Source organism: Alteromonas sp. ALT199 (genome assembly GCF_018619335.1).
GTDB lineage: Bacteria > Pseudomonadota > Gammaproteobacteria > Enterobacterales > Alteromonadaceae > Alteromonas.
Map to the genome: position 1 here is coordinate 16,497 of NZ_JAHHDX010000042.1, position 26,462 is coordinate 42,958.

Consider the following 26,462-nt stretch of genomic DNA (forward strand, 5'->3'; position numbering starts at 1 on the left):
TCTCGCTCCTTTTTTGTTATCCATATAATGCCACGAAAGCCCTTCAGCTTCTGTTACGTTTGCTTAAGGCTATGATGTTTTGGCTAAAAACTAACTGAATGATTTAAGTTTACGCCAACTACACCTTGCATTAGCATAGCCGCTCTTTTTGGCAGACTAGGCTTTGCCCTTCTCATTTATTCATATTGTTAACAGGTAATTTATGGGTGTTTTTGCTGCGCTAGGTACTGCGCTTTGTTGGGCAATTGCTGCGCGCTTATTCCGTGGTACGGGTAACGCGTTTTCGCCGCTTACTATGAACTTTTGGAAAGGTTTAATTTCAATTGCCATTTTGGCCGTTGTGCTACTTTTCGTTCAGCCAACTGGGCTTACCACCAGCGCAGTGTTGTGGCTATTGCTTAGCGGCCTAATAGGCATAGGCATTGGCGACACCTGTTTCTTTAAAGCCCTACAGAGCATTGGCGATAGCCAAGCGGTACTGGTTGCCGAAACCCTTGCGCCTTTATTTACCGCACTTTTTGCTATGGCCTTTATTGGCGAATGGATTACCTGGCAGCAGTGGGTTGGCGTAGCAGTAGTTTTATTCTCGGTAGATATGGTCATAAAGGCACGTAAACGCAGCACTACTCATGTGTTTGCTACCAGTGGTTATTTATATGGTGTTGGGGCAGCGTTGTGTCAGGCAATCGGAGCAGTAGTAAGCCGCGACATTTTAAGCGCCGGTGAAATTGATGCTGCAAGTGCAGCATTTTTGCGATTAGTAGGCGGTATGGCCTTTGTGATACCGCTTATAGCCTTAACCAAAACCCGCTATATGCCTGTTATTAATTACCAAAGCGACAGCGGAAAACGAGTGTGGCCCGCTTTTGTGTTGGCCACGCTACTTGGCACTACTGCCGCTATCTACTTACAAATGTTTGCGTTCGCTTATGCCAAAGCCGCCGTTGTTCAAACGTTAATTGCCACAAGTGCGTTAATGTCGTTAGGGGTAGCCTGGGTGCTTGGTGAAAAAGCGACAAAAGCCACCATTGCATGGTCTGCCGTTGCCTTAGTCGGGGTCGCCATTTTGGTAAGTTTTGGGTCGCCTGTGCATTAGCAATTTAAGCACTGAATTAGCGTTCTGTTTGTTCTTTTACCCAAATAAAAACTAGAACGAACTAAAAAGCGGCAACTTTCGAATGTCACTAGTAGTAGTTCGCTTTCCAAATAGATATTATTAGAAAAAAGCTAAAACACTATCACCCATGGTTCAAAGGTTACTATTTTCAGTCTTTTCATTTATCAGTGTGTCACTCGCTTGTTTTGCTTCGGCGGCAGAGAACAACATCGATGCGGTTATTGAAAAGGTACGCTCGCCCTCTTACGACTGCCCCGCACAGTCGCTGCTACCCGAGCTTGAAGCTGCCCTAGCTCAAGAGTCTATTTCTTCACATCAGAGCTTTGCTTTAACTGTAGCCAAAGGGCAGTTTTTAATTTGTCGCGGTAAGTATGAAGAAGCTGAATCTCTACTACTTAAAGCCATTATGCAAAACGACATTGATGAAAGTTCGTATGCGTTTGCATCGGCTATTTATCAAATCGGCTTTTCTTATGATGCCAGAGAAAACCCGGCGCGCTGCAAGTACTACAAACAAGCACAAGATTTATCTTCCCCAGAGCGCCATAGTGATATTTTTACCAGCTCTTCGCTAGGGCTTATTAACTATTGTTCCGAGTCTGCGTCACCCGAGGTAAGGCTGGGTAAAATGTTTGGCGTGCTTAAACGCTATTCCGATAACGGTAGCCCAGGCGAGTTGGCGCATATCCACAACGCTATCGGCCTTCTCTATGGTGATTTAGAACAACACGCTTTGGCCGCAGAGCAGTATCTGAAAGCGCATGAAATGGGCCTGCTTGTTTACAAAGGCAGTAATAAGGTAAGTATTATCATTAGTGCCATTGTATCACTGCTAAGCAGCGGTCAAACCGACAAAGCCTATCAAAGTATTTTGGAGCTAGGTGCACTGAATAGCGAAATTAACACGCCACTTAGTAATTTTTTGTATCAATATGCACAGTCTATCTATTATAGAAAAACAAGAGATTACAATAACCTAGCCTATACCATCCCCGATTTAGAACAGGCGACAGCCAATATCTCTAGCTCTTTTGGACAAATGCTGGTTGATTGGCACAAAGCCGAACTATGCTTACATAACAATAATCTAACCTGTTTAAAGCAATACTTAGCTGACATAGGTGCGTTAAATAAAAATGTCATTCCAAGGATCTTCGAAACCAACCTAGACTACTTAAGCTTTAACGTTTCAATATTTTTGGCTTTAGGCGATATAGGGCGCGCAAAAGAAGCCCATAGTATCTACTCCAAAGAGGTCATTAAGCGAAGGGAAATTACCCAAGATACCGCAATGATAGTTGGTGCCGCCAACCTGTATACACGTATTTATGATCTTGAGTCGGCCATTGAAAAAGCCGAAGAACAAAGAAGAAATACTTTGTATACCGCTATCGTTGTGTTCTTACTGCTTATTATTATTGCCGGTTACGTTTTACGTAAAAAGCACCTTGCACGAAAAGCCATCGACCCTGTAACACTTCTTCTTAATGCCGACTCAGCCATCGCCCGCATTAATAAACTAGAAGCCCCTAAAACGGGGCGGGCGATTGCTATTGCAATATTCGATATCAGTAACCTACGTGAAATAACGCGTAAAATGGGCTCTACGAAAGGCGATTTTGTATTGCGACAAATTGCACAAACTTTTCAGAATGTAACCCGAGGCAACGATATTTTAGGGCGATTTGGTACCGAGCAATTCATTTTATGCCTTCACAACATTGAGGAACGAAGCGCACGCCAGTTCTTTGACCGAGTACAAAGTGCACTAGATAATACTTTTGAGATTGACGCCGCTACAGACCACATTGTAGTTGAATCTCAAATGAGCGTATTTATAGCCAACGAAAAAATAACGGACCTAAACGATATACTTGATGACATGGCCATGTCGATTGATATGGGCAGCCGTAGCAACAATAATTAGCCTTAATTTAAAACGCGCGAACTGCATTTGCAGTGCCGCGCGCTCTAAAAACCCTCACAGTTTCCCCTCAACGCCAATTCATCGACATTGGTCGTATAGGCCTTTAGCAAAACCAATTCTGTTATACAGTGGTATAAGCTACAAACGCGTAAGGACAACACGCAACGTTTTCTGTCATCAATAAGAGGAAGGTGAATTGTGACGCCAAGGGTTATTTTCTTCGATATCAATGAAACACTTTTAGACATGCAGGCTATTAAGACAGGCTTGGCATCAGTATTAGATGGTGATGAGACACTCGTCGACTTATGGTTTGCTAACTTGCTACACCATAGTTTGGTAGATGTTACGTCAGGGCAGTTTCATGACTTCATTGATATTGGGGCGGCTGCGCTAACCATGGTAGCCCACAGTAAGGGGATCGCTGTTGATGAAACTACCGCGAAAGACACCATTAAACAGCATATAACCAAGCTACCCGCTCATAGTGACGTTATCCCCGCGTTAAAGGCACTTCAAAGTGCAGGGATTACCTTAGTGGCACTTTCAAATTCATCAAAAGCAGGGCTGGATGCACAACTTGAATATGCCAATATTAAGCCGTATTTTTCTCATGTATTAAGCGTGGAAAGCGTGCGAACTTACAAACCTCATGCAGCGGTCTATCACTGGGCTTGCCAACAGGCTAATGTGAAGAATGAAGATGCCATGATGGTAGCGGCTCATGGCTGGGATGTAAGCGGTGCAAAGGCAACAGGCATGCAAACTACATTTGTCGAGCGTTCGGGCAAGATGATGTACCCGTTAGGACTTACTCCCGACCATCGCATTGGCTCGCTTAATGAATTAATAGGTATTGTGACTGACTAACTATATCTACTGTACAAACAAAAAAAGTCTTACCAAGGTAAGACTTTTTCGCTTCTAAACACACTTTACAATTAAAGCTTTGCTAACTCTGACTGATTAGCTTTGAAGCCTTTTGTACTGCATGAATTGCGTTTCGTTTCTAATGCACTTAGCTGACGCTTAAGCCATGATTTTTGAATACCTGACTTTGCCACATCCATTTCAGTGCTTACGCGAGTGATTTCTTTTCCGACGTTAACACATTCTTTCTTATTCGGTTCGAAACCGCCATTTGCTAAAACAGAAGAAGAAAAAATCAAGGTCGATAGCGCTACAAGCGTTTGCTGTTTCATAAGAGTCCCCAACTACTCGTTATAATCCCGGGTTAGTGTATACCGTAAGAATGAGCATATATTTGCTCTCAAATCTGTAAGGAATATAGCAGGCCTTTTTTTGTTATTAGGTACAACAAAATATACTCGGTAATAAAACCTTGATTACTTTGCCGCCTCTATCACACATAAACCATTGTCTTTTATATTATTATGGCAACAATGCTTCACTTTACCATTCCACTTACGTATCGATTTTTATATTTTTACGCACCTAAAAGTAAGCCTGTCCATAGTATCGGCTTCAGCAACAGCATTCTGAAGCAACATTACCTACTTATTAAGCAATGCTATTAAAACACCTTAGCTTTTTAGGGACAAGGGAAGCATAACAATCCTTTTACATAAATCAGGGTATAAGACACGTTTATGCCTTGTTACACTATAAGCGACTGCCAGCGGAAAGCTTTTCAACCGTTTGCATAATCGCTTTACCCATATCATCAAGGCTAAGTATGTGCCTTGCTGCTCCCTTTTCGATGGCTACCTTAGGCATTCCATAGACAATACAGCTTGCTTCATCCTGACAAAACGTCTCACAGCCAGCGTTAAATAACTCATGAAGGCCGATAGCGCCATCACTACCCATCCCCGTTAGCAATACGCCTATCGCGTTATTACCCGCGCTATTACATAACGAATTAAATAGCACATCGACAGAGGGCTTATGACCCGATACTCGCTCGCCGTCAGTAAGCCTAATGCGGTAATCAGCCCCACTCCTTTCAATTTCCATATGTTTATCGCCCGGTGCTAAATAGGCTTGGCCTGGAAGTAATCGCTCCCCTCCTTTTGCCTCTTTAACCTGCATTTGACACACAGAGTCTAGCCGTCGCGCATATGTTGAAGTAAACCCTGCCGGCATGTGCTGAGTAATCACTGTTGCTGGTGCATTGGCAGGAAAAGTGCGTAGCACCTCTTTTATAGCTTCAGTTCCGCCTGTAGAAGCACCTATCGCAATGAGCTTTTCTGTTCCTGAGTAACTCACTTTACTGACTGAAGATACTTTAGCAGGCGAGGCTTTTTTTACTTTTGAACGGGCAGCAGTTCGAATTTTATCGACAATTAACTGGTGATATTCCGCCATTCCTTGTGCCACGCCGATTTTTGGTTTGGCTACAAAATCTATTGCTCCTAACTCCAGCGATCGCAAGGTGGCTTCCGCTCCTTTTTCTGTAAGCGTAGAAATCATGACTACAGGGGTTGGCTTGGCGGACATGAGGACCTCAAGAAAGCGTAAGCCATCAACTTTGGGCATTTCTATATCTAACGTAATAACATCGGGAGATTCCTCAAGCACCAGCTTTTTCGCTACAAACGCATCTGGCGCTGCGCCTACCAATGTCATGTCAGATTCACTTTTAATTATCTCGCTAAGTATTTGGCGGATAAGCGCTGAATCATCAACTACTAACACTTTTATTGTCATCACTAGTCCTCAAATAAATCTACGCTACCGCTTGGCGCTTGCTTTGATAATTCCCAGCGATGCTGGCTTTCACGTTCAATGATTGTTGTGTTATTTAGTTCGTTAATACGTTTCATGAGTACTTTGCCATCACGGGGAAAGAAATAAATTTTACGAGCATAGTTATCACACAAATCGCTTGCCAAAATGGGAATGAGTTCTGTATCTAGAAAGTGAGAAACGAACTCAGCATTAAGCTTTCCTATGTCATTTTGAACAAAAGATGGCACAACCTTCCCGCCTCCAAACACTTTTGCTTTAATACGGCTTTTCGACGCTCCAGCTTTTACTAGGTCGTTTATAAGAAGCTCCATTGCGTGAATGCCATATTTGGCAGCAACGCCTTGACTCTGTTCGAGCTCGCTTGCTGTTTTATTCACATTTGGCAGCATAAAATGGTTCATACCGCCAACACCTGCCACTGGGTCAAATAAGCACGCCGCTACGCAGGAACCCAATACAGTTACCAGCATCTTATTATGAGTTGTAACGAAATATTGACCCGGCAATAGTTTTACCGCATCAATGGAAAATCGCTGGTCATAATAACTAATGGGTAATTCAAAATTTGGGGACGCCACAACCTCTCCTATACAACCGGACGATAGATAGTTTTTCCTACCGGTCTTACAACATTAGTATACATATTGAAGTTTTCAGAGTGTCCCGCCATATATAATCCTGTTGGCTTAAGCATGCCTGCCATTTTTTGCAACACGTTTAGCTGAGTCGGTTTATCAAAATAAATCATTACATTACGACAAAATATAACGTCTAGCGGCCCCTTAATATCCCATGTTGAATCGGTAAGATTGAGCTGTTTAAACTGCACCATATTGCGAAGTTCATCGACTACTTTTACTTTTCCTTCGTTGGCGCCTTTGCCTTTGTGAAAAAACTGTTTTTGTCGATGTTGAGGTATTTTCGTTATCGAGGTTAAGGGGTAAACACCGGCTCTGGCTTTTGCTAAAACTTTACTATCGATGTCTGTGGCAATGATTTTTACCGGTGTTTTAAAACTTCCGTACGCTTCAGCCACTTCCATCGCAATTGAATATGGCTCTTCGCCCGTAGAGCTAGCAGCACACCAAATCCGAGTAACATTCGAATGCAGCGTTAAGTATTCGCCTAGCGCTGTGAAGTGGTGAGGTTCACGAAAAAAAGATGTAAGGTTAGTCGTTAGTGCATTGATAAACTGTTCAGACTCAGAAGCAGAACTGTCAATCAAGTCTAGATAATCATTAAAGTTATCTAGGTTAAGGGTACGGAGTCTGCGTGACAGTCTGCTATAAACCATAGCTTCTTTACTGTCGGCTAGCTTAATACCTGCCTTTTTAACGAGCAAACTCTGTACTTTACTAAAGTTAGCTTTATTAAAGACAAAGGGCCTTGAAATATCTTTGTCAGAAATACCTACAGTCATTAACACATTCCCACGCTATTTTTTATGCATCTTCGCCAGAGATATAAATAACCTTCGGTACTCTTGGTCTAGCATAGCTTTGCTTAACTTGGCATGTTCGAAAAATGAACCTGCATGTTTTTTAAATACGTTCTTGTTTTAACTTCCACCGGGGTTTTGAACATTGTTCATCCCCCAGATGAAAAAAGGCGAATTCCACGTTTGGAACTCGCCAATATTTTTTAGAAAGATTCCCACTCATCGCTACTTGGAGCTTGGGGAGATAACTTTCTATTAGTATTTAACATTGCAACTGGTGCGGCTTTATGAGGCTTGTGAGTTAACGCTGCTTTTGATTGTTGAACGTCGGACATTAAGGCGTTATCGCCTATGTTGAAAGCTGATACGCGCTCAGATAAATTCCCCGATTGCTGCTGCAAGCTTTCAGCCGCTGCTGCCGCCTCTTCCACCAATGCCGCATTTTGTTGGGTCATTTCATCCATTTGAACCACTGCTTTGCTTACTTCTTCTATCCCTGATGCCTGTTCAGAACTTGCTGCAGCGATTTCAGACATAATGTCGTTCACGCGTTTAATAGACGTGACGACTTCTTCCATAGTATCGCCAGATTGATTGACGAGTTTGTTGCCTCCATCAATCTTGCTAACCGAATCTGAAATAAGCTCTTTAATCTCTTTCGCAGCTTCAGCAGAGCGCTGAGCTAAGCTTCTTACTTCAGATGCGACAACCGCAAACCCGCGACCCTGCTCTCCAGCTCGTGCAGCTTCAACAGCTGCATTAAGTGCCAATATATTAGTCTGAAAAGCTATACCATCAATAACACCAATAATGTCTGAAATTTCTTGGGCCGATTCGTTTATAGATGACATTGTCTCAACTACCTGGCGGATTAGATCACCGCCCTGTGACGCAATTTCACAACTCTGAGCCGCTAGGCTGTTAGCTTGCTCAGCGTTTTCAGCATTGAGTTTGACCGTTCCGGTAAGCTCTTCCATACTAGACGCGGTTTCTTCTAGACTAGATGCCTGCTGCTCTGTTCGAGTTGAAAGATCTGAGTTACCCGTAGCAATTTCAGTAGATGCTGTGTTGATTGTCTCAACCGCTTGGTAAATTGAACCTATAGTACCCGACATTTCGTTGACAAATTGATTGATAGCGTCGCCAAGGACTTGGAATTCACCTTCGAATTGCTCTTCGAGTAAAGCTGTTAAGTCACCCGCAGAAAGACGTGTCATGACCCCACTTATCGAGCCAATTATACGTCGCATATCTTCAATAAAACGGTTGATAGATGTGCCTAATTCTTGGAATTCACCATCGAATTCATGCTCGATTTTGCAATCCAAATTCCCTTTAACCAGTTCATTCATTGCTTCTTTTATGTCGCTGACAGCTTGTTTTCTGCCTGTAATGTCAATGGCGTACTTAACCACTCGGTATGGTCTTCCATTCTGGTCTAGAATAGGATTGTAAGACGCTTGGATCCAAACTTCCTTACCGCCTTTACCGAAACGCTTAAATTCATCGGTGAACTGTACACCTTGACGAAGTTGTTCCCAAAACTGGCCATACTCCACACTGCGTTTATATTCATCTTCAACGAAAATACTGTGATGCTTGCCTTTGATTTCATCTAAATGATAGCCAACAGTGTTTGTGAAGTTTTCATTCGCGTGTAGGATCTTTCCTTCTAAATCAAATTCGATAACAGCTTGCGCTTTGTTTATCGCTTCAATTTGCCCTTCAAAATAAGCGTTTTTAAGTTTTGATGCCGTTATATCTGTGGCAAATTTAACAACGCGAATGACTTTGCCATCACCATCTAGTACTGGATTGTAAGTCGCTTGAATCCATATTTCTTTACCCGACTTATCGAAACGGCAAAACTCACCATTCTGTGCTTGACCGCTTTTTAAGTCGCTCCAAAACTGGGTGTACTCCTGCGAACGGGTATAATCAGTATCACAAAACATTTTATGATGATTACCCACTATTTCACTTAGGCTGTAACCAAGCGCATTTAGAAAATTATTATTGGCGTTCTGAACAATACCGTCAGCGTTAAATTCTATAACCGCTTGAGCATTGTTGAGTGCATCTAACATTGTAGTTTTAATAAGTAATTCAGACTGGTCTACCCATTCGACCATAGTGCCAATATTTTTATTGCTCTCGTCGAATAGCGGCGTCAGGGTTAATTGGAAGTTTAAATCTCCGATGCTGATTGTCGATGTCATTGTCGATTTCAAATCAGCTAAGATATTGCGTTGATGAGAAGGGTTACGATGAAACTGATCGATATTCTGGCCTTCCAAATTGTCTGCAGAAAAGCTAGGCAATACACTCTGCAGCTTCTTTTCATTTTCTTTAAGAAGCGCTTTTACCGACTCATTAGCGTAAATGATGTTTCTATCTGAATCAGCCATCATGATGCAGCATGTCGTTGCATCTAACGCCTGCTTGTTTCTCAATGCCTGTTTAACATCTGTTGCCTTCGAAAAATCTTCTATCCACGTCATAATACCCATTTTTTAGCCCTCAACCGCTTGCGTTTTTGTTTCAACCAAACCTAATTCGTTACTTGTAATTAAGCTTTCAATATTTACTAAAATAACCATGTGTTCATCAACATCCGCCAACCCGTGAAGATATTTACTATCGAACGCTACACCGAATTCAGGCGGCGGAAGCATTTCTTCTTCTGAAAGGCGAATTACGTCAGAGACACCATCTACGACAATCCCCACTATTCGTTCATGTACGTTAAGCATGATGACAATAGTAAAGTCGTTGTATGTGGCTTCTCCCACGTTAAATTTAATTCGAAGGTCTACGATTGGCACAATGTCACCTCGAAGGTTAATTACGCCCTTAATGAAACTTGGCGCATTGGCAATTTTTGTTACCTGCTCGTAGCCACGAATTTCTTTAACCGTAGTGATATCAAGAGCGTAATGCTCTTCGCCTAAAACGAAGCTTAAAAACTCGTTTTCTTTGGAAGCGCTGACGGCTTGCTGTAAGGCTGCTTCGCTCATAGTGAAACCTCTTCATTAGGGATATTTGTACAGTTTGCTGCGACAGAGTCTGCATCTAAAATCATGGCAACCTTGCCATCTCCCATAATGGTAGCGCCGGCTATCCCTGCTACTTTTTTGTAATGCTGCTCAAGGCTTTTTATAACGACTTGTTGTTGACCAACCAATGAATCAACTAGCACGCCGTAACGTTTTTTGCTGCTTTCAAGAAGTACCACAATGCCCTTCGTTGGCTCTGTGATACCACCATCAACTTGCATCATCTGAGTGAGTGACACTAACGGCCAATACTGTTCTCTAATCCAAAGTACTTTGTCGTTGCCCATTGTTTTGACTTGCGATGTGGTAGGTTGGAAAGACTCAATAACGTTAAGCAATGGGATAACGAAAATTTGTTCACCCACTGATACACACATACCATCAACAATGGCCAGGGTAAGCGGTAAATGAATATAGAATGCAGAACCCTCACCTTGTGATGACTCGATTTCGATACGCCCGCCAATAGACTCTATGTTTCTACGAACCACATCCATCCCAACGCCTCGACCAGACACATCGGTAACTTCAGCCGCTGTAGAAAACCCAGCCTGAAAAATTAGCTGCCAAATTTCGCTATCTGGCATATCAGGGGTCACTGGTAAACCATTTTGCGTGGCTTTTTCTAAAATACGTTCTTTGTTGAGCCCAGCACCATCATCAATAATTCCGATAATTATACTGCTGCCTTTTTGCTCAGCGCTTAATATGACGGTACCGTTTTGTGATTTACCGCTTTCAAGGCGTTTTTCTGGGCTCTCTATACCGTGGTCGATACTGTTTCTCACCAAATGAGTAAGAGGGTCGACAAGCTTTTCAATTAAGCTCTTATCTATTTCGGTATTGCCACCTTGGATAACCAAGTCGACTTTTTTTCCTAGTTTTGATGAAAGGTCGCGTACGACGCGAGGAAAGCGGTTAAATGTCATATTTACGGGGAGCATACGCATCGACATTACCGACTCTTGAATTTCACGTGTATTTCGCTGTAGCTCGTCAATAGCAAGTTGTAAGCGCTCCCCTACTTGCCCTTCTACTTCTTGACCGACGTTAGAAAGCATTGACTGGGTAATAACTAGTTCGCCCACTAAGTTAACCATCGCATCAATTTTAGTAGTATCGACACGAATAGACGCAGCTTCTTTTGCTACAGCTTTAGGTTTCACGGGTTTTACAATGGGCTGCTTAGGCGCTTTTGTAGCACTTTGGACTGCAGTAGGTTTTATTGGCAGCGCCTCTGGTTCATAAAAGCCAAAGCCCTCATCCTTAGTAGAAACCTGTTCACTACTTTCTGATTTACTTTGCGCGCTAGCTGCGGGCCTTTCTTCTGAATTTAATGCTGTGTCTGTTATATTTTCTTGCGGTGTTTCGTTCTGTGTTTCGTCGTCAAACAAACCGAAACCTTCAATCGCTGGCGGAAAATCTTCACCTTGCGTTTCTGTAGCAGGCTCTTCGTCATCAAAAAAACCAAAGCCCTCAATCTGATCACTTTCTGTCGATAGCTCGTTGCTGTCGTTTTGCTCATCGTTATTAATGACAGCTGTCTCACCAGACACATTTGCCAAGGTTTCTTCAAGCACCTTAATACTTGCATCGATTTGTTCTTGAGGTACCTCTGTTTTTTCCTTGTAGGCAGTTAGTGTATCTTTAAGTACATCTAACGTTTGAAGGAAAATATCAACGGTTTCAGCAGTAATTAGCATTTCTTGATTACGTGCTTTATCTAACAGGTTTTCCATTACGTGAGTTAAATTCATTAACGCATCGAAACCGAAGATTCCACTTCCACCTTTTATGGAATGAGCGGCTCTAAAAATACTGTTAAGCTCTTCAGGATCAGGTGCATCAACGTCTAACGTCATAAGCAACTGCTCCATATCTTGGAGATGCTCATCGCTTTCATCGAAAAACACGCCGTGGAACTGGTTTATATCAATGGTCATAATTGACTCCGCTACACCTATTTAATCTAAACCTGAATTAACCTAAAACGCGCTTCATCACGTCGAGCAGCTTATTAGGGTCAAACGGTTTTACCATCCATCCCGTGGCTCCTGCAGCCTTACCCTTGGCTTTCATATCATCACCTGCCTCAGTGGTAAGCATTACAATGGGTGTCGCCTTAAAACTAGCGAGACCGCGTAGAGACTTAACCAATGTCAAACCGTCCATCCGAGGCATGTTTTGGTCAGTTAGTACAAAGTCGAAACGTGAACCCTTGCATTTGTCTAACGCATCTTGCCCATCTTGCGCCGTGGTTACATTGTAATTTGCTGACTTAAGGGTCATTTCCACCATTTGGCGTATAGACACAGAATCATCTACTATTAGGATGCTTTTACTCATGATTTACTTACCTGTTTAGAGTCGTTTCAAAACCCACGACGTTGTGCTAATACTCAGTCTTGCTGTTAGAAGAGTTCTACATCGCCAGCATCCATCGATGTGGCTGAAACTGGATTGTGATCTGCCTGCCCTTTGTCTGTCAGTGATGCCTGGTAGTTTGCTAAGCTCTCTTTCACTGTTAAGGCACTTTCTGACTTTAAGTTTGCTAACTGTTCGACCACAAATTCGATAATTTCACGGGTATATGTGAGGTTCTGGCCATTGATGTCACCGAACTGCATTCCTCTTATAGCCAAGCCTGTAGCATCTGAAAGTTGCTGACGAATAGCCTCTAATTCACTCGCTCCACGAATATCTGCCTCCGCTTTTCGAATGATGCCTTTTAGCTGCTCGCTAATTGCATCTTTTGCGTTTACCACGTGTGATATATCTTGAGAAGCTACTACTTCGGCCGTTTCTGTTAGCTTGTCGATAAGCGATTTAATATTTTCTATTTGAGTTTTAATCACATCGCTAAACTGTGTAGAGCGGGTAGACAGCGCGCGAACCTCATCTGCGACAACAGCAAATCCACGGCCCGCTTCACCTGCACGGGCTGCTTCGATGGCTGCATTGAGGGCCAATAAATTTGTTTGAGAAGAAATGTCATCAATGCCGCTTAACGCTTCAATCACGGTAGGCATTGCTTGCTGAATAGTTTGAACCTGGGTTTCTAACGCTCTTGTAGAGTTGGTCATTTCGGTTGTTGACGCGATAAATTGCGTTAGAGTGGAATCGGTATCAGAAGCAAATGCGCGCATTTTGTCGGCGTATGCACAGTCGCTATTGTCGTCGTCTCTTAGTAAATTGTTAATACTTGCTTCTTGTTGACCTAACAAGGTTTGTAACGAGATAAATGCATTACTAAGGGTTGCTACTGCATCGCTTTGAGTAGCATAAACATCGTTAATATTCGATGAAGTCACAGACAAAATTTCGCCAGCGTCAGCCACAGTATCAACAAGGATATTGGTAGTTTTATCGTTTTCTTGTGAAGGACTATTAAAAGAATTTGACGTTGTTGAACACTCCGCTTGGTGGTTCGAAGAAGGTAACTCACCGGCGCTCGATACTCTAGTCACCACAAAAAGTAAGAAAAGAACGCACACAGAACTAAGCGCTAGGGCAAGGTGTGCATTGGCAGTAAAAGATAGCCCCCAACTTGCTAACATCATAAGAAAAGCAACGACAAAGGCAGTGCTTCTGCGTGAAAGAAAATTGTTTAGATAATTGACTGCTATGGCGACCACAACTACACCTCAATGGTTACACAGGATTAACCCCTGTACAAAACTCAGGCAAAGTATGAACTATTTTTAACCATCCTCAATTATACTTTTGAACACTTTGTACATTTTATTACTTTGGTGACATTTGCGACATTTTGTAACGAATTGTTTTAATTGCGAATTTAAAAAATCCAGAAAGTAAAGGTATGAGCTGTCGAGTAACTATTGAGAGGTGAATAACGTAAGAAGAGAGGAATACAGCCTGTAATTTATATAAAGTAGTAGGTTGGGGCTTTGTTTAAAGTCGACTACCGGCCCCCAGAGATTCAAGCGTATCTAAAATTTTATCAGATAAATCTTCTAATCGTTTAACGTAACTGGCGGCCCCCATTTCTATTGCGACCTTGGGCATGCCAAAAATGACGCAGGTTTTTTCGTCCTGACAAAAGGTTACAGAGCCCTTGCTATGCATGCTCTTGAGCCCGGCGGCCCCATCGCGCCCCATACCAGTAAGCAACACACCCACCGCGTTTGCACCGGCATGCTCAGCTAATGAATTAAACATGACGTCAACCGAGGGCTTGTGCCCCGACACCTTAGGGCCATCATCAAGGGTTAAGCAGTAATCGGCACCACTTCGCTCTACTTTCAAATGCTTATTCCCTGGCGCTAGATAGGCAAAGCCTGGTAACAAGCGTTCTCCCCCCTGCGCTTCTCTTACGGTTATTTCGCAGAGACTATCAAGCCGCTTGGCATAGGTGGTAGTGAAGCCCGGTGGCATATGTTGGGAAATAATAGTTGCTGGAGCATTGCGAGGAAAATGCATGATGACATCTTTGATCGCCTCTGTTCCCCCTGTAGACGCCCCTATACCAATTAGCTTTTCAGTGCCGGTGTAGCGCATGGAAGCATGCTTAGTGCAGCGGGTTTCGGTGGGATGGCTTAACTTGGAGTGAGCGGCTGCTTTTATCTTTTCAACAATAATTACGGCATATTCGGTCATACCTTGCGCCACACCTAGCTTTGGCTTTGCCATGAAGTCGACTGCTCCCAACTCCAATGCGCGTAAGGTTGCATCAGCACCTCGCTCAGTAAGCGTAGAAATCATCACCACTGGGGTCGGCATCGCCTTCATCATCACTTCTAAAAAACGAAGTCCATCTACCTTTGGCATTTCAATGTCTAGGGTGATAACGTCGGGTCTAAACTCTTGTACCATCCGCTTGGCTACGTAGGCATCGGGCGCTGCGCCAACCAGTGACAACCCTGGCGCTTTAGCGACGATTTCTGACAAAATTTGTCTTATTAAGGCAGAATCGTCAACGACGAGAACTTTTATAGGCATGTGACTGTTCCGAAAATGACATAACGCTCGTTTTCGCTTGCTTAGAAAGCAATACGCGATGCGTAGATTCACGCTCGTAAAGCGTTGCATTGTTAAACTCGCGAATTCGCTTCATATAAACTTTTCCGTCAGCCGGAAAATAATAGATTTTGCGTGCATAGGTAGACATTAAATCGCTGCTTATGAGCGGGATATTTGCATTATCCAAATACTCTAAAACAAACTCTGCATTTACTCGCCCAATGTCTTGCTGCACAAAGCCTGGCAACACCTTTCCGCCACCAAACGCTTTAGCCACCAGCTTGTTACGTCGTGCTCCTAAATGAACAAGCTGATCTATCAACATATTCATAGCATGCACGCCATACTTTGTTGCTAAGCAAGTGTCGAGGTCTGTAGTGAAATTAAGCTCTGGCAACATGAAGTGGTTCATGCCCCCAATTTTCTTTTCTTGATCAAAAATGCACGCCGCAACACACGAACCAAGGATAGTTACCAAAGCTTTGTCTGCGGCAGTAACATAGTATTGCCCTGGTAGAAGTTTCACGGCTTCTTTTTGGAGGCGGTTATCAAAATACCGTATGGGATTTTCATCCTGACTCATACTACAAATTCCCTTTAAACAACCGGCCGATAAATGGTTTTCCCCATGGGTGCGACCAATTCAGGATACATAGTAAAGTTCTCAGAATGCCCTGCTACATACATACCGTCACTACACATCAACTTCACCATACGCGCTAAAATTTTACGCTGCGTAGATCGGTCGAAGTAGATCATGACATTGCGGCAAAAAATTACGTCTATTGGCGCATCTAGGCCCCAGTTGGGCGACATTAAATTAAGTGGTTTGAACTGCACCATTTTTCGTAATTCATCCACCACCCTTACTCTAGTAGTTTGTGCCCCTTTTCCTTTGTAGAAAAATTGCTTTTTATAGTTGTAAGAAAGCTGGCTAATACTGTTCTGGGCATACACGCCTTCGCGAGCCTTTTGCAACACTTTACTGTCAATGTCTGTGGCGAGTATTTCCACGTTGGGAGCAAAAGAGCCAACACCGAGGCTACCGTCATCGCAATGCTATAAGGCTCTTCGCCAGTACTGCTCGCCGCGCACCAAATACGTTTGGTTTGAGGTCGCTTTCGAAGAAAATCAGCCAATGCTTCAAAATGGTGAGGCTCTCTAAAGAATGCCGTTAGGTTAGTGGTGAGCGCATTAATGAAGTGTTCCATTTCATCGTCACAGCTTCCAACGTAAGCTAAATATTCTTTGAAGCTATTTATTTCGAGCGTGCGCAACCGCCTCGCAAGACGGCTATAAACCATCGCGTCTTTAGAGTCGGCTAGGTTAATCCCAGCTTGTTTGAAAAGCAGACCTTTTACCCGCTCGAAGTCTCTTCGGCTATATGAAAACTCCCTTTGCGCATCCGTACTTTGTATGGCTGACATACACTAAAATGCCTCCCAATCCGACGCATCAGGCGCGGCTGGATTCAGCGCTTTAATTCGCTGCTTTGGCACTTCGCGCTCTTTGGGTAATGCATGACTACCATTTAACGAACGAGCGTAAGAGACCTGTTCGGGCTTTCGATTGTTTCCTACTTTGAAAACTGATACCCGCTGCGCAAGTTCACCTGACTGCTGCCGCATACTGTCAGCGGCCGCCGCTGCCTGTTCAACTAAGGCAGCATTTTGCTGGGTCATTTCGTCCATTTGAACTACGGCATTACTCACTTCCTGAATGCCTGTGGCTTGCTCAGATGATGCCGCAGCAATTTCAGACATAATGTCGTTAACGCGCTTTATGGCAGTGACAATATTGGCCATGGTTTCACCAGACTTGTTCACCAATACGTTGCCATCGCCAATTTTATCAACCGATGCTGAAATTAACGCCTTAATGTCTTTTGCCGCCTCTGCAGAGCGCTGGGCCAGTGTCCTTACTTCAGAGGCAACAACCGCAAATCCGCGCCCTTGCTCGCCCGCTCTTGCTGCTTCAACAGCAGCATTTAGTGCAAGTATGTTGGTTTGAAAAGCAATGCCGTCAATTACACCGATAATGTCGGAAATACGCTGGGCAGAGTCATTTATTTCACCCATGGTATGCACCACTTGTTCAATAACTTTGCCGCCCTCGGACGCCACATCCGACGCTTGACTAGCCAACCCTTTCGCTTGGTCAGCATTTTCTGCATTTAGCTTCACCGTGCCCGTTAGCTCTTCCATTGCAGAGGCAGTTTCTTCTAGGCTGGAAGCTTGCTGCTCGGTACGACTAGACAGGTCGGCGTTACCCGTAGCTATTTCATTGGAAGCAGTATCTATGGTTTCAACGGCAGTGTGAATTTTCACAATGGTATCGCGCAATTCATCAATAAAGTGATTAATAGATTCGCCAAGCACTTTAAAGTCGCCATCTAGTGGCTCATCTATCGTTTTCAGTAAATCGCCGTCGGTCAGGCTCGCCATAATAGATTTGATACTTTCTACTGCTAAGGTTCTACCCGTAACATCTGTTGCGTACTTCACTACCCTAAATGGCTTGCCGTTTTGGTCTAAAATAGGGTTGTAAGAGGCTTGTATATAAACTGGCTTTCCTAGTTTATTTAAACGTTTATATTCTCCGCTAGCATAAATGCCTTGTCGCAACTGATCCCAGAATGCCGCGTATTCAGGGCTATTTTTAAAGGCAGGATCTACAAAAATGCTGTGGTGCTTACCTTTTACTTCATCAAGGGTGTAGCCCATCGCGGCTAAAAAGTTACTGTTCGCATTTAAGATTACGCCTTCAAGATCAAATTCGATAACAGCTTGAGACTTACTTATGGCGTTCAACTGGCCTTCAAAGTAGGCGTTTTTCAGTTTATCTTCTGTAATATTGGTTGCGTACTTTACTACCCTAAACGGGGTGCCGTTCATGTCTTCTATTGGGTTATAAGATGCTTGAATCCAAACGCTATTACCCGATTTACTTATACGCTTAAATTCGCCAGAGAAGAATTTGCCTTCTTTGAGTTCAGACCAAAAACGTTGATATGACTCTGTTTGTCTGTTTTCCTCATCAACAAATAGTTGGTGATGTTTACCTTTAATTTCGTCTAGGCGGTAACCCATTGTGTTCAAGAAGTTGTCATTAGCGGTAATGATGTTGCCGTCTACATCAAACTCGATGACCGCCTGAGATTTACTGATAGCGTTGATTTGCCCTTCGAAATACGCGTTTCTTAGCTTATCTTGTGTTATGTCGGTGGCAAATTTAACCACTTTAAACGGCTTGCCTGTACTGTCAAAAATGGGATTGTAAGACGCGCGGATCCATATTTCTTTGCCGCCTTTTGCAAGGCGTTTGTATTCACCCTCGGTGTGCTCTCCTGCTTTTAAACTCTGCCAAAAAGCGGCGTATTCCGCACTTAGCTTATACCTTGGGGCGACAAACATACTGTGATGCTGTCCTTTAATTTCTGACAAGCTATAGCCCATTGCGGAAAGAAAGTTTTCGTTGGCGTTTAAAATATTTCCCTCTAGATCGAACTCGATTACGGCTTGGGATTTATTAATGGCGGTAATTTGCCCTTCGAAATCTGCATTTTTCTGCTTTTGCGCTGTAATGTCAGAGGCAAATTTAATGATGTAATCCACCTCTCCGTTGTCGTCAAACACAGGGTTATAGGTAGCTTGGATCCATACCTCGTCGCCTTGCTTATTGATTCTGCAAAACTCACCGCTGTGTACGTCTCCGCTTTTTAGCTTTGCCCAAAACTCTTTATACTCATCACTTTGTGCGTAGTCACTGTCTACAAAAATACGATGGTGCTTTCCTACGACTTCAGCCTCGCTATAACCCATGGCGGATAGAAAGTTATCGTTAGCCGATAATATTTCCCCATCCGTAGTAAAGGAGATCACAGCTTGGCTTCGCATAATGGCATCGACCATGCCTTTGTGACGTTTGTTTTCTGTGTTGTCCTGCCACTGCGTAACGAAAAGCTGAGTGCCGTTTTCGTCCGCTGTTATTGAAGATGCACTTACGCAAAAGCTATGATCAGCAAGTGAAACAAGCTGCTTGTCACCACCTGTAGAATGGGTGAGTAAATAAGACGGATTTTCTGCAGTGCTTGCCCTGACAGTAATATCGTCAATGTGCTTTCCTGATAATGTGGATTCGCCACCGCCGACAGAAAAGTCTTTAGAGTAGGCTTTTGCCATATGCAGGAATGCCGGTGTGCAGTAGTGTATGACCCCAGACTTGTCGATAACCAACAAGTTTGAGGCGCTAGCCTTTAAAATATTCGACTTTAATAGCGCGTCGTGCTTCGCTATTTTTAATTCTTCGCCGTTAAGAAAATTAAATACGCCCATAACTAATATTTTCCATTTTCAGGTGTTTGTATTTAGTGAAGGACCTAGTAACTACGCGTCGTCGTTAACGCTATCAGGTGCAACTAAACCCAGCTCTTCGCTGGTTATTAAGCTCTCAATGTTCACCAGAATGACCATGTTTTCATCCACATCGGCTAGGCCGTGTAGATATCTGCTGTCAAAGGCTACGCCAAACTCTGGTGGCGGAAGTACTTGCTCTTCAGACAAGCGAATAACATCGGATACACCATCTACCACGATGCCAACAATGCGCTCTTGAATGTTTAGCATTATTACTATTGTGAAGTCGTTATATGTGGCCTCGCCGACGTTAAACTTAATACGCAAATCCACGATAGGAACTATGTCACCACGTAAATTAATTACGCCTTTGATAAACGCCGGCGCATTCGCAATTTTGGTAACTTGTTCGTACCCTCTGATTTCCTTCACTGTTGTTATGTCCAGGGCGTAATGCTCATCGCCAAGCACGAAACTTAAGTATTCTTTGTCTTGTCCGCCAGTAACCGCTTGATGCAAGGCAGTTTCACTCATGAAAGTAACTCCTCTATTTGGCCGGAGGTATAGGTTGTAGCGATGGAGTCTGCATCGATGATAAGTGCGACTTTTCCGTCACCCATAATGGTTGCCCCCGCTATTCCAGCCACTTTACGGTAGTGTTCCTCTAAACTTTTAATTACCACCTGCTGCTGACCCACTAGCGCATCTACCAAAATACCAAAGCGCTTTTTACTGCTTTCTAGTAACACCACTATGCCTTCTGTAGGAGAAAGTGCGGCATCCTCTACTTCCATAAAGTCGTAAAGAGGCACTAAAGGCCAATATTGGTCTCGAATATAAAGTACGGTGTCGTTACCCAAGGTTTTAAGCTGCTGCTTTGTAGGTTGGAAAGATTCAATAATATTTAAAAGAGGAACAACAAAGATTTGCTTACCTACTGACACACACATGCCGTCAACAATGGCAAGCGTAAGCGGCAGGTGGATGAAGAAAGCTGAGCCTTCACCTGCACTCGATTCAATATCAATGCGTCCGCCAATTGATTCAATATTGCGGCGCACCACATCCATACCAACACCTCTTCCCGATACGTCAGTAATAGCTTCAGCGGTTGAAAAACCAGGCTGGAAAATCAACTGCCACACTTCTGAATCTGGCATGTCATCTGACACGGTAAGCCCGTTGCTACGCGCTTTATCAAGAATTTTATCGCGATGAAGGCCACCACCATCGTCAATAATACTGATGATAATACTGCCGCCCTTTTGCTCGGCACTTAAGATAACCGTGCCCTTTTCCGGCTTGCCGGCAGCCGTACGCTTTTCTGGTATTTCGATGCCATGATCAATGCTATTGCGCACTAAGTGAGTAAGCGGGTCGACAATCTTTTCAATTAGGCTTTTATCGATTTCCGTACTGCCACCTTGAAGTACCAGTTCAACCTGTTTACCCAACTTTCCTGCTAGGTCTCTTACTAAACGGGGGAAGCGATTGAAAGTTGCAGTTAGCGGAAGCATGCGCATAGACATGACCGACTCTTGAATTTCTCGAGTGTTGCGCTGTAACTCATCAATAGCTAGCTGTAGCCGCTCGCCAACTTGCCCATCAACATCTTGGCCTATCATGGAAAGCATTGACTGGGTGATTACCAGTTCGCCCACCAAGTTAACCATAGCATCAATTTTCGTGGTATCTACCCGAATTGAAGCCGACTCTCGAGCAGTGCTTTTTTTGGCAGAAGGTTTAGTTTTCTTTTTAGCCGTTGCAGGCGTAGAGCCAGCCCCAGTTTGTGGTGCTTTAACACCGTTAGATGTTGTTGCCGAATTTTGAGAGGTCTTGGCGCTTTGCCTTTGCTGGTCGTTAGTTGTGTTTACTGCAGTATTTATGTGGCGAGCCGAAGGTACGTCTTCGAAAAAGCCAAAGCCTTGGCTTTCAGCTTTTCCGGCTTCTGATTTTTCCGCTTGAGACTCGACAAGATTACTTGGGGTTTCTTCATCGTCAAAGAACCCAAAACCTTCATCAGCTTGTGGTGACGATTGGGTAGTTTCGCTATCTTGAAGTTCGCGGTTATCAGATACGTCATCAAAAAATCCAAAGCCATCATCTTCTGCTTCGCTGCTTTCGCTAGATTGATTGTGAACTGGCTCTTCATCGAAAAAGCCAAAACCGTCGTCAGTAGCTGAACTAGCCTCAGAAGGCTCATCTTCAAAGAAGCCAAAGCTGTCATCTTTTGCACTTTCGGTTTGTGTACTTAAGCTCCCTTCTTTGTCTGTTCCATCCGGTGTAAGTTCAGTACTTTGCCCATTAATGACGTTGTTTAATATTTTGATGCGCTCGTCGATGCCTTCTTGAGGAATTTCAGTTTCATCGCGATAAGCATTTAGGGTGTCTTTTAAAACGTCGAGAGTTTCTAAAAGCACATTGACAATATCAGCGGTTACACTGAGTTCATTGTTACGGGCTTTATCTAATAAGTTCTCCATCACATGGGTTAAATTCATCAACGCATCAAAGCCGAAGATACCGCTGCCGCCCTTGATGGAATGAGCAGCGCGAAAAATACTATTTAGTTCTTCAGGTTCGGGAGAATCGACGTCCAAGCTCATCAATAGCTGTTCCATATCGTCGAGATGCTCGTCGCTCTCGTCGAAAAATACGCTATGGAACTGTTCAATATCGATGGACATTCTGAATCCTTCCAGACTTAAGGTATTAGAAGATGGGCTTAACCTAAGACGCGCTTAGTGACATCAAGAAGTTTGTTTGGATCAAAAGGTTTTACCATCCATCCGGTAGCGCCAGCGGCCTTTCCTTTCGCTTTCATATCATCACCCGCTTCTGTGGTAAGCATAACGACTGGCGTTCTGCTATATGCCCCTAATCCACGCAAATTTTTAATAAGCGTAAGTCCATCCATACGAGGCATATTCTGATCGGTTAATACAAAGTTGAACTGCTCACTCTTGCATTTATCGAGCGCTTCTTGCCCATCTTGGGCTGTGGTGACCGTATATCCGGCCCCCTTTAACGTCATCTCTACCATTTGACGAATCGACACAGAATCGTCGACAACTAAAATGTGTTTGCTCATATGCTCACTTCTCCAAAGTAGGTCATTTCTGACTGCTATTCCTGTTCCTTTCTTAGCTTAGAACAATTCCACCTCACCCGCGTCCATCGACGTTGCAGACACGGGGTTGTGGTCATTTTTGCCTTTCGCAGCGAGCCCCTTCTGGTACTCATTTAATTCGCTAATGAAACTCTCAATATTGCCGGCTTTCAACGTTGCCAACTGCTCTAAAATGAACTTGATCATATCTTGGGTATACTGAATATGCTGACCATTGATATCGCCGAACTGCATACCTCGGATAGCCGCATTTATCGACTCATCAAGCTGAGACCCTATATCTTCAATTTGTTTTGTAGTAACAAGGTCCGCTTCCGCTTTCGTGATAATTTCTGACAACTGATCGCTGATGTGAGACTTTGCATTTACAACTTGAGATATATCTTGCGAGGCAACAAATTCTGCGGTGTCGGTAAGCTTGTCTACCAAATTGCGAATGTTCTCTACTTGGGTTTTTATTACGTCACTAAATTGGGTGGAACGAGTTGATAATGCGCGCACTTCATCAGCAACAACAGCAAAACCTCGGCCTGCCTCACCTGCCCTTGCAGCTTCTATTGCAGCGTTTAGGGCCAATAAGTTGGTTTGCGCGGCAATATCATCAATACCGCTAAGTGCATCTATCACCGTTGGCATAGCCTGCTGAATGGTTTGAACTTGCTCCATTAGATGCTTTGTTGATGAGGACATTTGCTCGGTTGAATCGATAAACTGCGTCAAGGTTCCATCAGTTTCTTGTGCAAAAGAACGCATTCGTTCTGAGTAAGACTGTGTTTGAGTAGCATCAACGCTCAGTAACGCATCAATACATTGTATCTGTTGTGCAACAAGTGCCTTTAAACTATTAAAAGCGTGAGACAATGTTTCAACCGCATCGTCTTGAGTAGACTTAATCGAAGACAGATTGCTATCGCAAGTATTCAATGACAGTGAAAGCTCTTCACCTGCTTGTTTAATGTCAGCGCTACTCGTTTGTTCGCCCTGCTCCAGAGGTTCGTTATTGGGATAAACCTCGTCATCACCCGTGCTCCTTGCATAACCAAAAGCACTAAATACAACTACGCCTGTTAGTACCGCAAGTGCAGTGAGCGCAGACACAAAAAAGAATAATGCCCAAGAAGCTGCAACCCCTACTCCACAGAGTACAAATATGCTTTTTAAAGCCCCTTGTTGCGTTGAAGGTAAGTTGTTAAATGACAAAAACCTCTCCTTTGAAAAAACACCAAGACTAAACACACTAATAGCGCTTTCTCATATTTAAGCACGTTACTTATAAGTGAATTACAAAACGTGGCGCACGTCATAGCGTGCGCCAGTAGACAAGATAACCCTTCGTGAAAGCGTCATAACGTGTTCAACCAAAATAGGTAACAACGTTATACTTAGTTATCTTTCAAATATGATGTAAGCGTAGTACCCATTTTGAAAAGTAGGCAAGAACATGTATGAGTTTTTTATAAAAAAAGCGTTTTAGTCGCTATTTGTGTCTAACTTGCTAAGAAGTGTTGAAAATAGTGTTGATGATAAAGCGCCAATAGATATGCACACTGCCACGGCTGAGAAAATAAAAAACACCAGGTTTAGATTTACAGGAAGAAAGTCGATAATCGACGTAAAAAATTGACCAGCGAAGACTGCCATCGCAAAGAAAGAGAGATTTTTACCTCGATTTCCCTCATGGCTTATTTCTACAGTAGCATGATTTAAAAGCGGTATAGATAAACCAAAGCCGAGCCCTGCAAACACAGACGCTAGCACTATGGCGGTTGTTTCACTAAACGTACCGAAAAGAAACAGCGCTACGCCAAAACAAAGAAATGAAAGGGCAAGTGTATTTTTTTCTGTAATTGCTTTAACAAATTGGGGCAATAACAAAGCTGCAACGACAGCAACCAGCGATATAAACGACAAGATATAGCCGATATTTGCTTCTGAGTAGCCAAGAGCTTCAAGGTGTTGAGGTAAAGAAACAACCATACTGAAAAATAGCGTCATCGCACATATGGCAAAACTAAGAATTGATTTAATACCGGTAAAAAACGAAGCAACATTTTTCGCTTTTGGGCTGTCAGAGTTGTTCTTTGGCGCTGTTAATTTGCTATTACTTGGCACAGAAAAAGTAAGTAGCAGCCCACATACCGCTGCAATGCCGTACAGTAAAAACGCCGCTTTCCAATGAGCCTGCGCAAGTAACCCTCCAATAAATAGAAAGATTACGCCACCGAGTTCAATAGCCATTCCTTGTTTTGCAATCATTTTTAACCGCGCTTCACCACTGTACCATTGCGAAATAAGAGCGGTTCCTGAGGCCATAATACCGGCAGCGAAAGCTCCCAATATAATGCGGTTTGTAGCAATGACAGCTTCATTGTTAAGCAATACAACAAATACACCAACTACGCCATAGCTCCACAAGCTAAACAACAGCGTTTTTCTTGCCCCGTGTTTATCTATCCATCGCCCAAAAAGCGGAGCGAAAATGATAGCTCCGAGCGCGGGCAGTGTAATTAGTAATGATGGATATTGAGTAAAGTGCAGCCCTTTTGCGATGGGAATGAGCCCAGGCGCAACAGCTGCTCCAACCATAATTGTAAGGGTGGCGCATAAGAGTAATGTAAATTCGCCAGTGCGCGAAAGGCGATTAGAGGCTTTCATAAAGTGCTCCCTTTCTAGTTAAACTGGCCTGCAATGCTAACTTCTTGCTAGCAATCCTTTAAATGATATTATTCAACCTCGCTAATCTCGAAATGGCATAAATTATGAACTTCAAGCATCTTAAAACCTTTATTGAAGTCGCGCAGTGCAAGAGTTTTTCAACCGCGGCTACTCGGCTACACACAGTGCAAAGCGCAATAAGCCGCCACATTAATGCGCTGGAAGAAGATTTAGAGGTGACCTTGCTTTTACGCAATACACGCACCGTGGAGCTAACTGAGGTGGGAGAAAACTTCCTTCTCCATGCGCAAGCCATTGTTAAACACTGCCGTGATGCCAAAGAAGATGCGAAATTGATACAAAGCGGGCGAAAAGGATTACTGAGAATTGGCTACCTTAGTTCTGCCAGCGCTCACTTTTTGCCAGACATGTTGCGGCAGTTTTCAAAGCAACACAAAAACGTAAAAGTAAAAATTAATGAAATGACGGTTGCCGAGCAACTTCAGGCCCTTAGCGAAAACGCCATTGATATTGGTTTTTCCCGTCCCATTCCTGATGCTTACAAACCACTGCTTGAAGAAAAACGTGTGGCTTACGATCCAATCCAAGCCGTAGTTTCAGATAGACACGAACTACACACGTTAGATGAAGTTTCACCTGATATTGTAAAAAAATACCCGCTAATATTATTTTCCAGAGCTCATGCAACCAATCAGTTCGACAACATTATGGCTTTGTTTTACGAGAGAAACTTAAGTGTTGATGTAGTAAGTGAACCTCATTCCATGCAGGCTTTATTAACAGAAGTTGCCAGTAGCAACTGTGTAGCACTTGCTCCTAGCTGCATTCAAAACTTACAAACAAACGGCTGCAAATTTATTCCTTTAAACCCAGGCATGCATGTAGAACTTTGTATGCACTGGTCTACTCAAGCATCGGCTACTACCAACGCTTGGTTAACTTGGTATAAAGAGAACGAAGAGTCATTTAGGCTATAAATACATCTATGCATTTATAAGATAAGCGAAGCACATTAATATCATTTCTAGTATAGATTGAGGGCACGTACAATTTTTCCATCAATAAGATACG

General features: G+C 43.3%; 21 protein-coding genes and 1 pseudogene. 4 read left to right on the forward strand and 18 right to left on the reverse strand.

Going from position 1 to position 26,462, the window contains the following annotated elements; translation table 11 throughout:
* Nucleotides 1-202: 202 nt before the first annotated feature.
* The 3 genes from KL866_RS04445 (at nucleotide 203) to KL866_RS04455 (ending at nucleotide 3,914) form a co-directional block, all read left to right on the forward strand.
* Nucleotides 203-1,096 carry a DMT family transporter gene (locus tag KL866_RS04445; protein WP_025256871.1) on the forward strand — a complete coding sequence of 298 codons (894 nt, stop codon included), beginning with the start codon at nucleotides 203-205 and terminating at the stop codon, nucleotides 1,094-1,096.
* Between the two features lie 148 nt (nucleotides 1,097-1,244).
* Nucleotides 1,245-3,044: a diguanylate cyclase domain-containing protein gene (locus KL866_RS04450; protein WP_214993650.1), complete on the forward strand. Its 1,800-nt coding sequence runs from the start codon at nucleotides 1,245-1,247 to the stop codon at nucleotides 3,042-3,044.
* A gap of 198 nt (nucleotides 3,045-3,242) precedes the next feature.
* Nucleotides 3,243-3,914, forward strand: coding sequence for a haloacid dehalogenase type II (locus KL866_RS04455; RefSeq protein WP_025256873.1), 672 nt, complete (start codon nucleotides 3,243-3,245; stop codon nucleotides 3,912-3,914).
* A gap of 71 nt (nucleotides 3,915-3,985) precedes the next feature.
* Here the strand turns inward: KL866_RS04455 and KL866_RS04460 are convergent, their stop codons facing one another.
* The 18 genes and pseudogenes from KL866_RS04460 to KL866_RS04545 form a co-directional block, all read right to left on the reverse strand.
* A complete protein-coding gene (locus KL866_RS04460; protein ID WP_025256874.1) occupies nucleotides 3,986-4,246 on the reverse strand; it encodes a hypothetical protein in 261 nt (86 codons plus the stop codon).
* 421 nt (nucleotides 4,247-4,667) lie between these two features.
* On the reverse strand, nucleotides 4,668-5,714 hold the full coding sequence (locus tag KL866_RS04465) for a chemotaxis response regulator protein-glutamate methylesterase (RefSeq protein WP_025256875.1): 1,047 nt from the start codon (nucleotides 5,712-5,714) through the stop codon (nucleotides 4,668-4,670).
* Between the two features lie 2 nt (nucleotides 5,715-5,716).
* A complete protein-coding gene (cheD, locus tag KL866_RS04470) occupies nucleotides 5,717-6,334 on the reverse strand; it encodes a chemoreceptor glutamine deamidase CheD (RefSeq protein ID WP_025256876.1) in 618 nt (205 codons plus the stop codon).
* 8 nt (nucleotides 6,335-6,342) lie between these two features.
* The gene (locus KL866_RS04475) at nucleotides 6,343-7,176 is read right to left on the reverse strand and encodes a CheR family methyltransferase (RefSeq protein ID WP_025256877.1); all 834 of its coding nucleotides are present in this window, start codon (nucleotides 7,174-7,176) and stop codon (nucleotides 6,343-6,345) included.
* Between the two features lie 221 nt (nucleotides 7,177-7,397).
* Complete coding sequence (locus KL866_RS04480; protein WP_025256878.1) at nucleotides 7,398-9,704, reverse strand: methyl-accepting chemotaxis protein; 2,307 nt, start codon at nucleotides 9,702-9,704, stop codon at nucleotides 7,398-7,400.
* A gap of 3 nt (nucleotides 9,705-9,707) precedes the next feature.
* A complete protein-coding gene (locus tag KL866_RS04485; protein ID WP_025256879.1) occupies nucleotides 9,708-10,211 on the reverse strand; it encodes a chemotaxis protein CheW in 504 nt (167 codons plus the stop codon).
* Nucleotides 10,208-12,193 (reverse strand): chemotaxis protein CheA, encoded by a 1,986-nt coding sequence (locus KL866_RS04490; protein WP_025256880.1) that lies wholly within the window; start codon nucleotides 12,191-12,193, stop codon nucleotides 10,208-10,210. The genes KL866_RS04485 and KL866_RS04490 overlap by 4 nt, the downstream gene beginning before the upstream one ends.
* Nucleotides 12,194-12,230: 37 nt before the next feature.
* Nucleotides 12,231-12,596, reverse strand: coding sequence for a response regulator (locus KL866_RS04495; RefSeq protein WP_025256881.1), 366 nt, complete (start codon nucleotides 12,594-12,596; stop codon nucleotides 12,231-12,233).
* A 65-nt stretch (nucleotides 12,597-12,661) separates the two neighbouring features.
* Nucleotides 12,662-13,885 (reverse strand): methyl-accepting chemotaxis protein, encoded by a 1,224-nt coding sequence (locus KL866_RS04500; RefSeq protein WP_025256882.1) that lies wholly within the window; start codon nucleotides 13,883-13,885, stop codon nucleotides 12,662-12,664.
* Between the two features lie 277 nt (nucleotides 13,886-14,162).
* Nucleotides 14,163-15,209 (reverse strand): chemotaxis response regulator protein-glutamate methylesterase, encoded by a 1,047-nt coding sequence (locus KL866_RS04505; RefSeq protein ID WP_025256883.1) that lies wholly within the window; start codon nucleotides 15,207-15,209, stop codon nucleotides 14,163-14,165.
* The gene (gene cheD, locus KL866_RS04510) at nucleotides 15,184-15,813 is read right to left on the reverse strand and encodes a chemoreceptor glutamine deamidase CheD (protein ID WP_214993652.1); all 630 of its coding nucleotides are present in this window, start codon (nucleotides 15,811-15,813) and stop codon (nucleotides 15,184-15,186) included. The genes KL866_RS04505 and cheD (KL866_RS04510) overlap by 26 nt, the downstream gene beginning before the upstream one ends.
* 14 nt (nucleotides 15,814-15,827) lie before the next feature.
* A pseudogene (locus KL866_RS04515) lies at nucleotides 15,828-16,657 on the reverse strand (CheR family methyltransferase).
* A 3-nt stretch (nucleotides 16,658-16,660) separates the two neighbouring features.
* The gene (locus tag KL866_RS04520; RefSeq protein WP_214993654.1) at nucleotides 16,661-19,564 is read right to left on the reverse strand and encodes a methyl-accepting chemotaxis protein; all 2,904 of its coding nucleotides are present in this window, start codon (nucleotides 19,562-19,564) and stop codon (nucleotides 16,661-16,663) included.
* A 51-nt stretch (nucleotides 19,565-19,615) separates the two neighbouring features.
* The gene (locus KL866_RS04525; protein ID WP_025256887.1) at nucleotides 19,616-20,119 is read right to left on the reverse strand and encodes a chemotaxis protein CheW; all 504 of its coding nucleotides are present in this window, start codon (nucleotides 20,117-20,119) and stop codon (nucleotides 19,616-19,618) included.
* On the reverse strand, nucleotides 20,116-22,272 hold the full coding sequence (locus KL866_RS04530; protein WP_214993661.1) for a chemotaxis protein CheW: 2,157 nt from the start codon (nucleotides 22,270-22,272) through the stop codon (nucleotides 20,116-20,118). The genes KL866_RS04525 and KL866_RS04530 overlap by 4 nt, the downstream gene beginning before the upstream one ends.
* A gap of 38 nt (nucleotides 22,273-22,310) precedes the next feature.
* The gene (locus tag KL866_RS04535; protein WP_214993663.1) at nucleotides 22,311-22,676 is read right to left on the reverse strand and encodes a response regulator; all 366 of its coding nucleotides are present in this window, start codon (nucleotides 22,674-22,676) and stop codon (nucleotides 22,311-22,313) included.
* Nucleotides 22,677-22,733: 57 nt separating this feature from the next.
* Nucleotides 22,734-23,468, reverse strand: a complete 735-nt coding sequence (locus KL866_RS20605; protein ID WP_409173978.1) for a methyl-accepting chemotaxis protein — start codon at nucleotides 23,466-23,468, stop codon at nucleotides 22,734-22,736.
* 717 nt (nucleotides 23,469-24,185) lie between these two features.
* Nucleotides 24,186-25,370, reverse strand: coding sequence for an MFS transporter (locus KL866_RS04545; RefSeq protein WP_214993664.1), 1,185 nt, complete (start codon nucleotides 25,368-25,370; stop codon nucleotides 24,186-24,188).
* A 104-nt stretch (nucleotides 25,371-25,474) separates the two neighbouring features.
* Here KL866_RS04545 and KL866_RS04550 point away from each other — a divergent pair, with 104 nt between their 5' ends.
* Nucleotides 25,475-26,368, forward strand: coding sequence for a LysR family transcriptional regulator (locus KL866_RS04550; protein ID WP_214993666.1), 894 nt, complete (start codon nucleotides 25,475-25,477; stop codon nucleotides 26,366-26,368).
* Nucleotides 26,369-26,462: the final 94 nt, after the last annotated feature.

Coding starts and splice junctions, on each gene's coding strand:
- KL866_RS20605 (WP_409173978.1), bottom strand. CDS start 23,468: ATGCGTTCTTTTGCACAAGAAACTGATGGAACCTTGACGCAGTTTATC.
- KL866_RS04490 (WP_025256880.1), bottom strand. CDS start 12,193: ATGACCATTGATATAAACCAGTTCCACGGCGTGTTTTTCGATGAAAGC.
- KL866_RS04460 (WP_025256874.1), bottom strand. CDS start 4,246: ATGAAACAGCAAACGCTTGTAGCGCTATCGACCTTGATTTTTTCTTCT.
- KL866_RS04520 (WP_214993654.1), bottom strand. CDS start 19,564: ATGGGCGTATTTAATTTTCTTAACGGCGAAGAATTAAAAATAGCGAAG.
- KL866_RS04550 (WP_214993666.1), top strand. CDS start 25,475: ATGAACTTCAAGCATCTTAAAACCTTTATTGAAGTCGCGCAGTGCAAG.
- KL866_RS04445 (WP_025256871.1), top strand. CDS start 203: ATGGGTGTTTTTGCTGCGCTAGGTACTGCGCTTTGTTGGGCAATTGCT.
- KL866_RS04465 (WP_025256875.1), bottom strand. CDS start 5,714: ATGACAATAAAAGTGTTAGTAGTTGATGATTCAGCGCTTATCCGCCAA.
- KL866_RS04485 (WP_025256879.1), bottom strand. CDS start 10,211: ATGAGCGAAGCAGCCTTACAGCAAGCCGTCAGCGCTTCCAAAGAAAAC.
- KL866_RS04505 (WP_025256883.1), bottom strand. CDS start 15,209: ATGCCTATAAAAGTTCTCGTCGTTGACGATTCTGCCTTAATAAGACAA.
- KL866_RS04495 (WP_025256881.1), bottom strand. CDS start 12,596: ATGAGTAAAAGCATCCTAATAGTAGATGATTCTGTGTCTATACGCCAA.
- KL866_RS04535 (WP_214993663.1), bottom strand. CDS start 22,676: ATGAGCAAACACATTTTAGTTGTCGACGATTCTGTGTCGATTCGTCAA.
- KL866_RS04530 (WP_214993661.1), bottom strand. CDS start 22,272: ATGTCCATCGATATTGAACAGTTCCATAGCGTATTTTTCGACGAGAGC.
- KL866_RS04480 (WP_025256878.1), bottom strand. CDS start 9,704: ATGGGTATTATGACGTGGATAGAAGATTTTTCGAAGGCAACAGATGTT.
- KL866_RS04475 (WP_025256877.1), bottom strand. CDS start 7,176: ATGACTGTAGGTATTTCTGACAAAGATATTTCAAGGCCCTTTGTCTTT.
- KL866_RS04545 (WP_214993664.1), bottom strand. CDS start 25,370: ATGAAAGCCTCTAATCGCCTTTCGCGCACTGGCGAATTTACATTACTC.
- cheD (WP_214993652.1), bottom strand. CDS start 15,813: ATGAGTCAGGATGAAAATCCCATACGGTATTTTGATAACCGCCTCCAA.
- KL866_RS04525 (WP_025256887.1), bottom strand. CDS start 20,119: ATGAGTGAAACTGCCTTGCATCAAGCGGTTACTGGCGGACAAGACAAA.
- KL866_RS04450 (WP_214993650.1), top strand. CDS start 1,245: ATGGTTCAAAGGTTACTATTTTCAGTCTTTTCATTTATCAGTGTGTCA.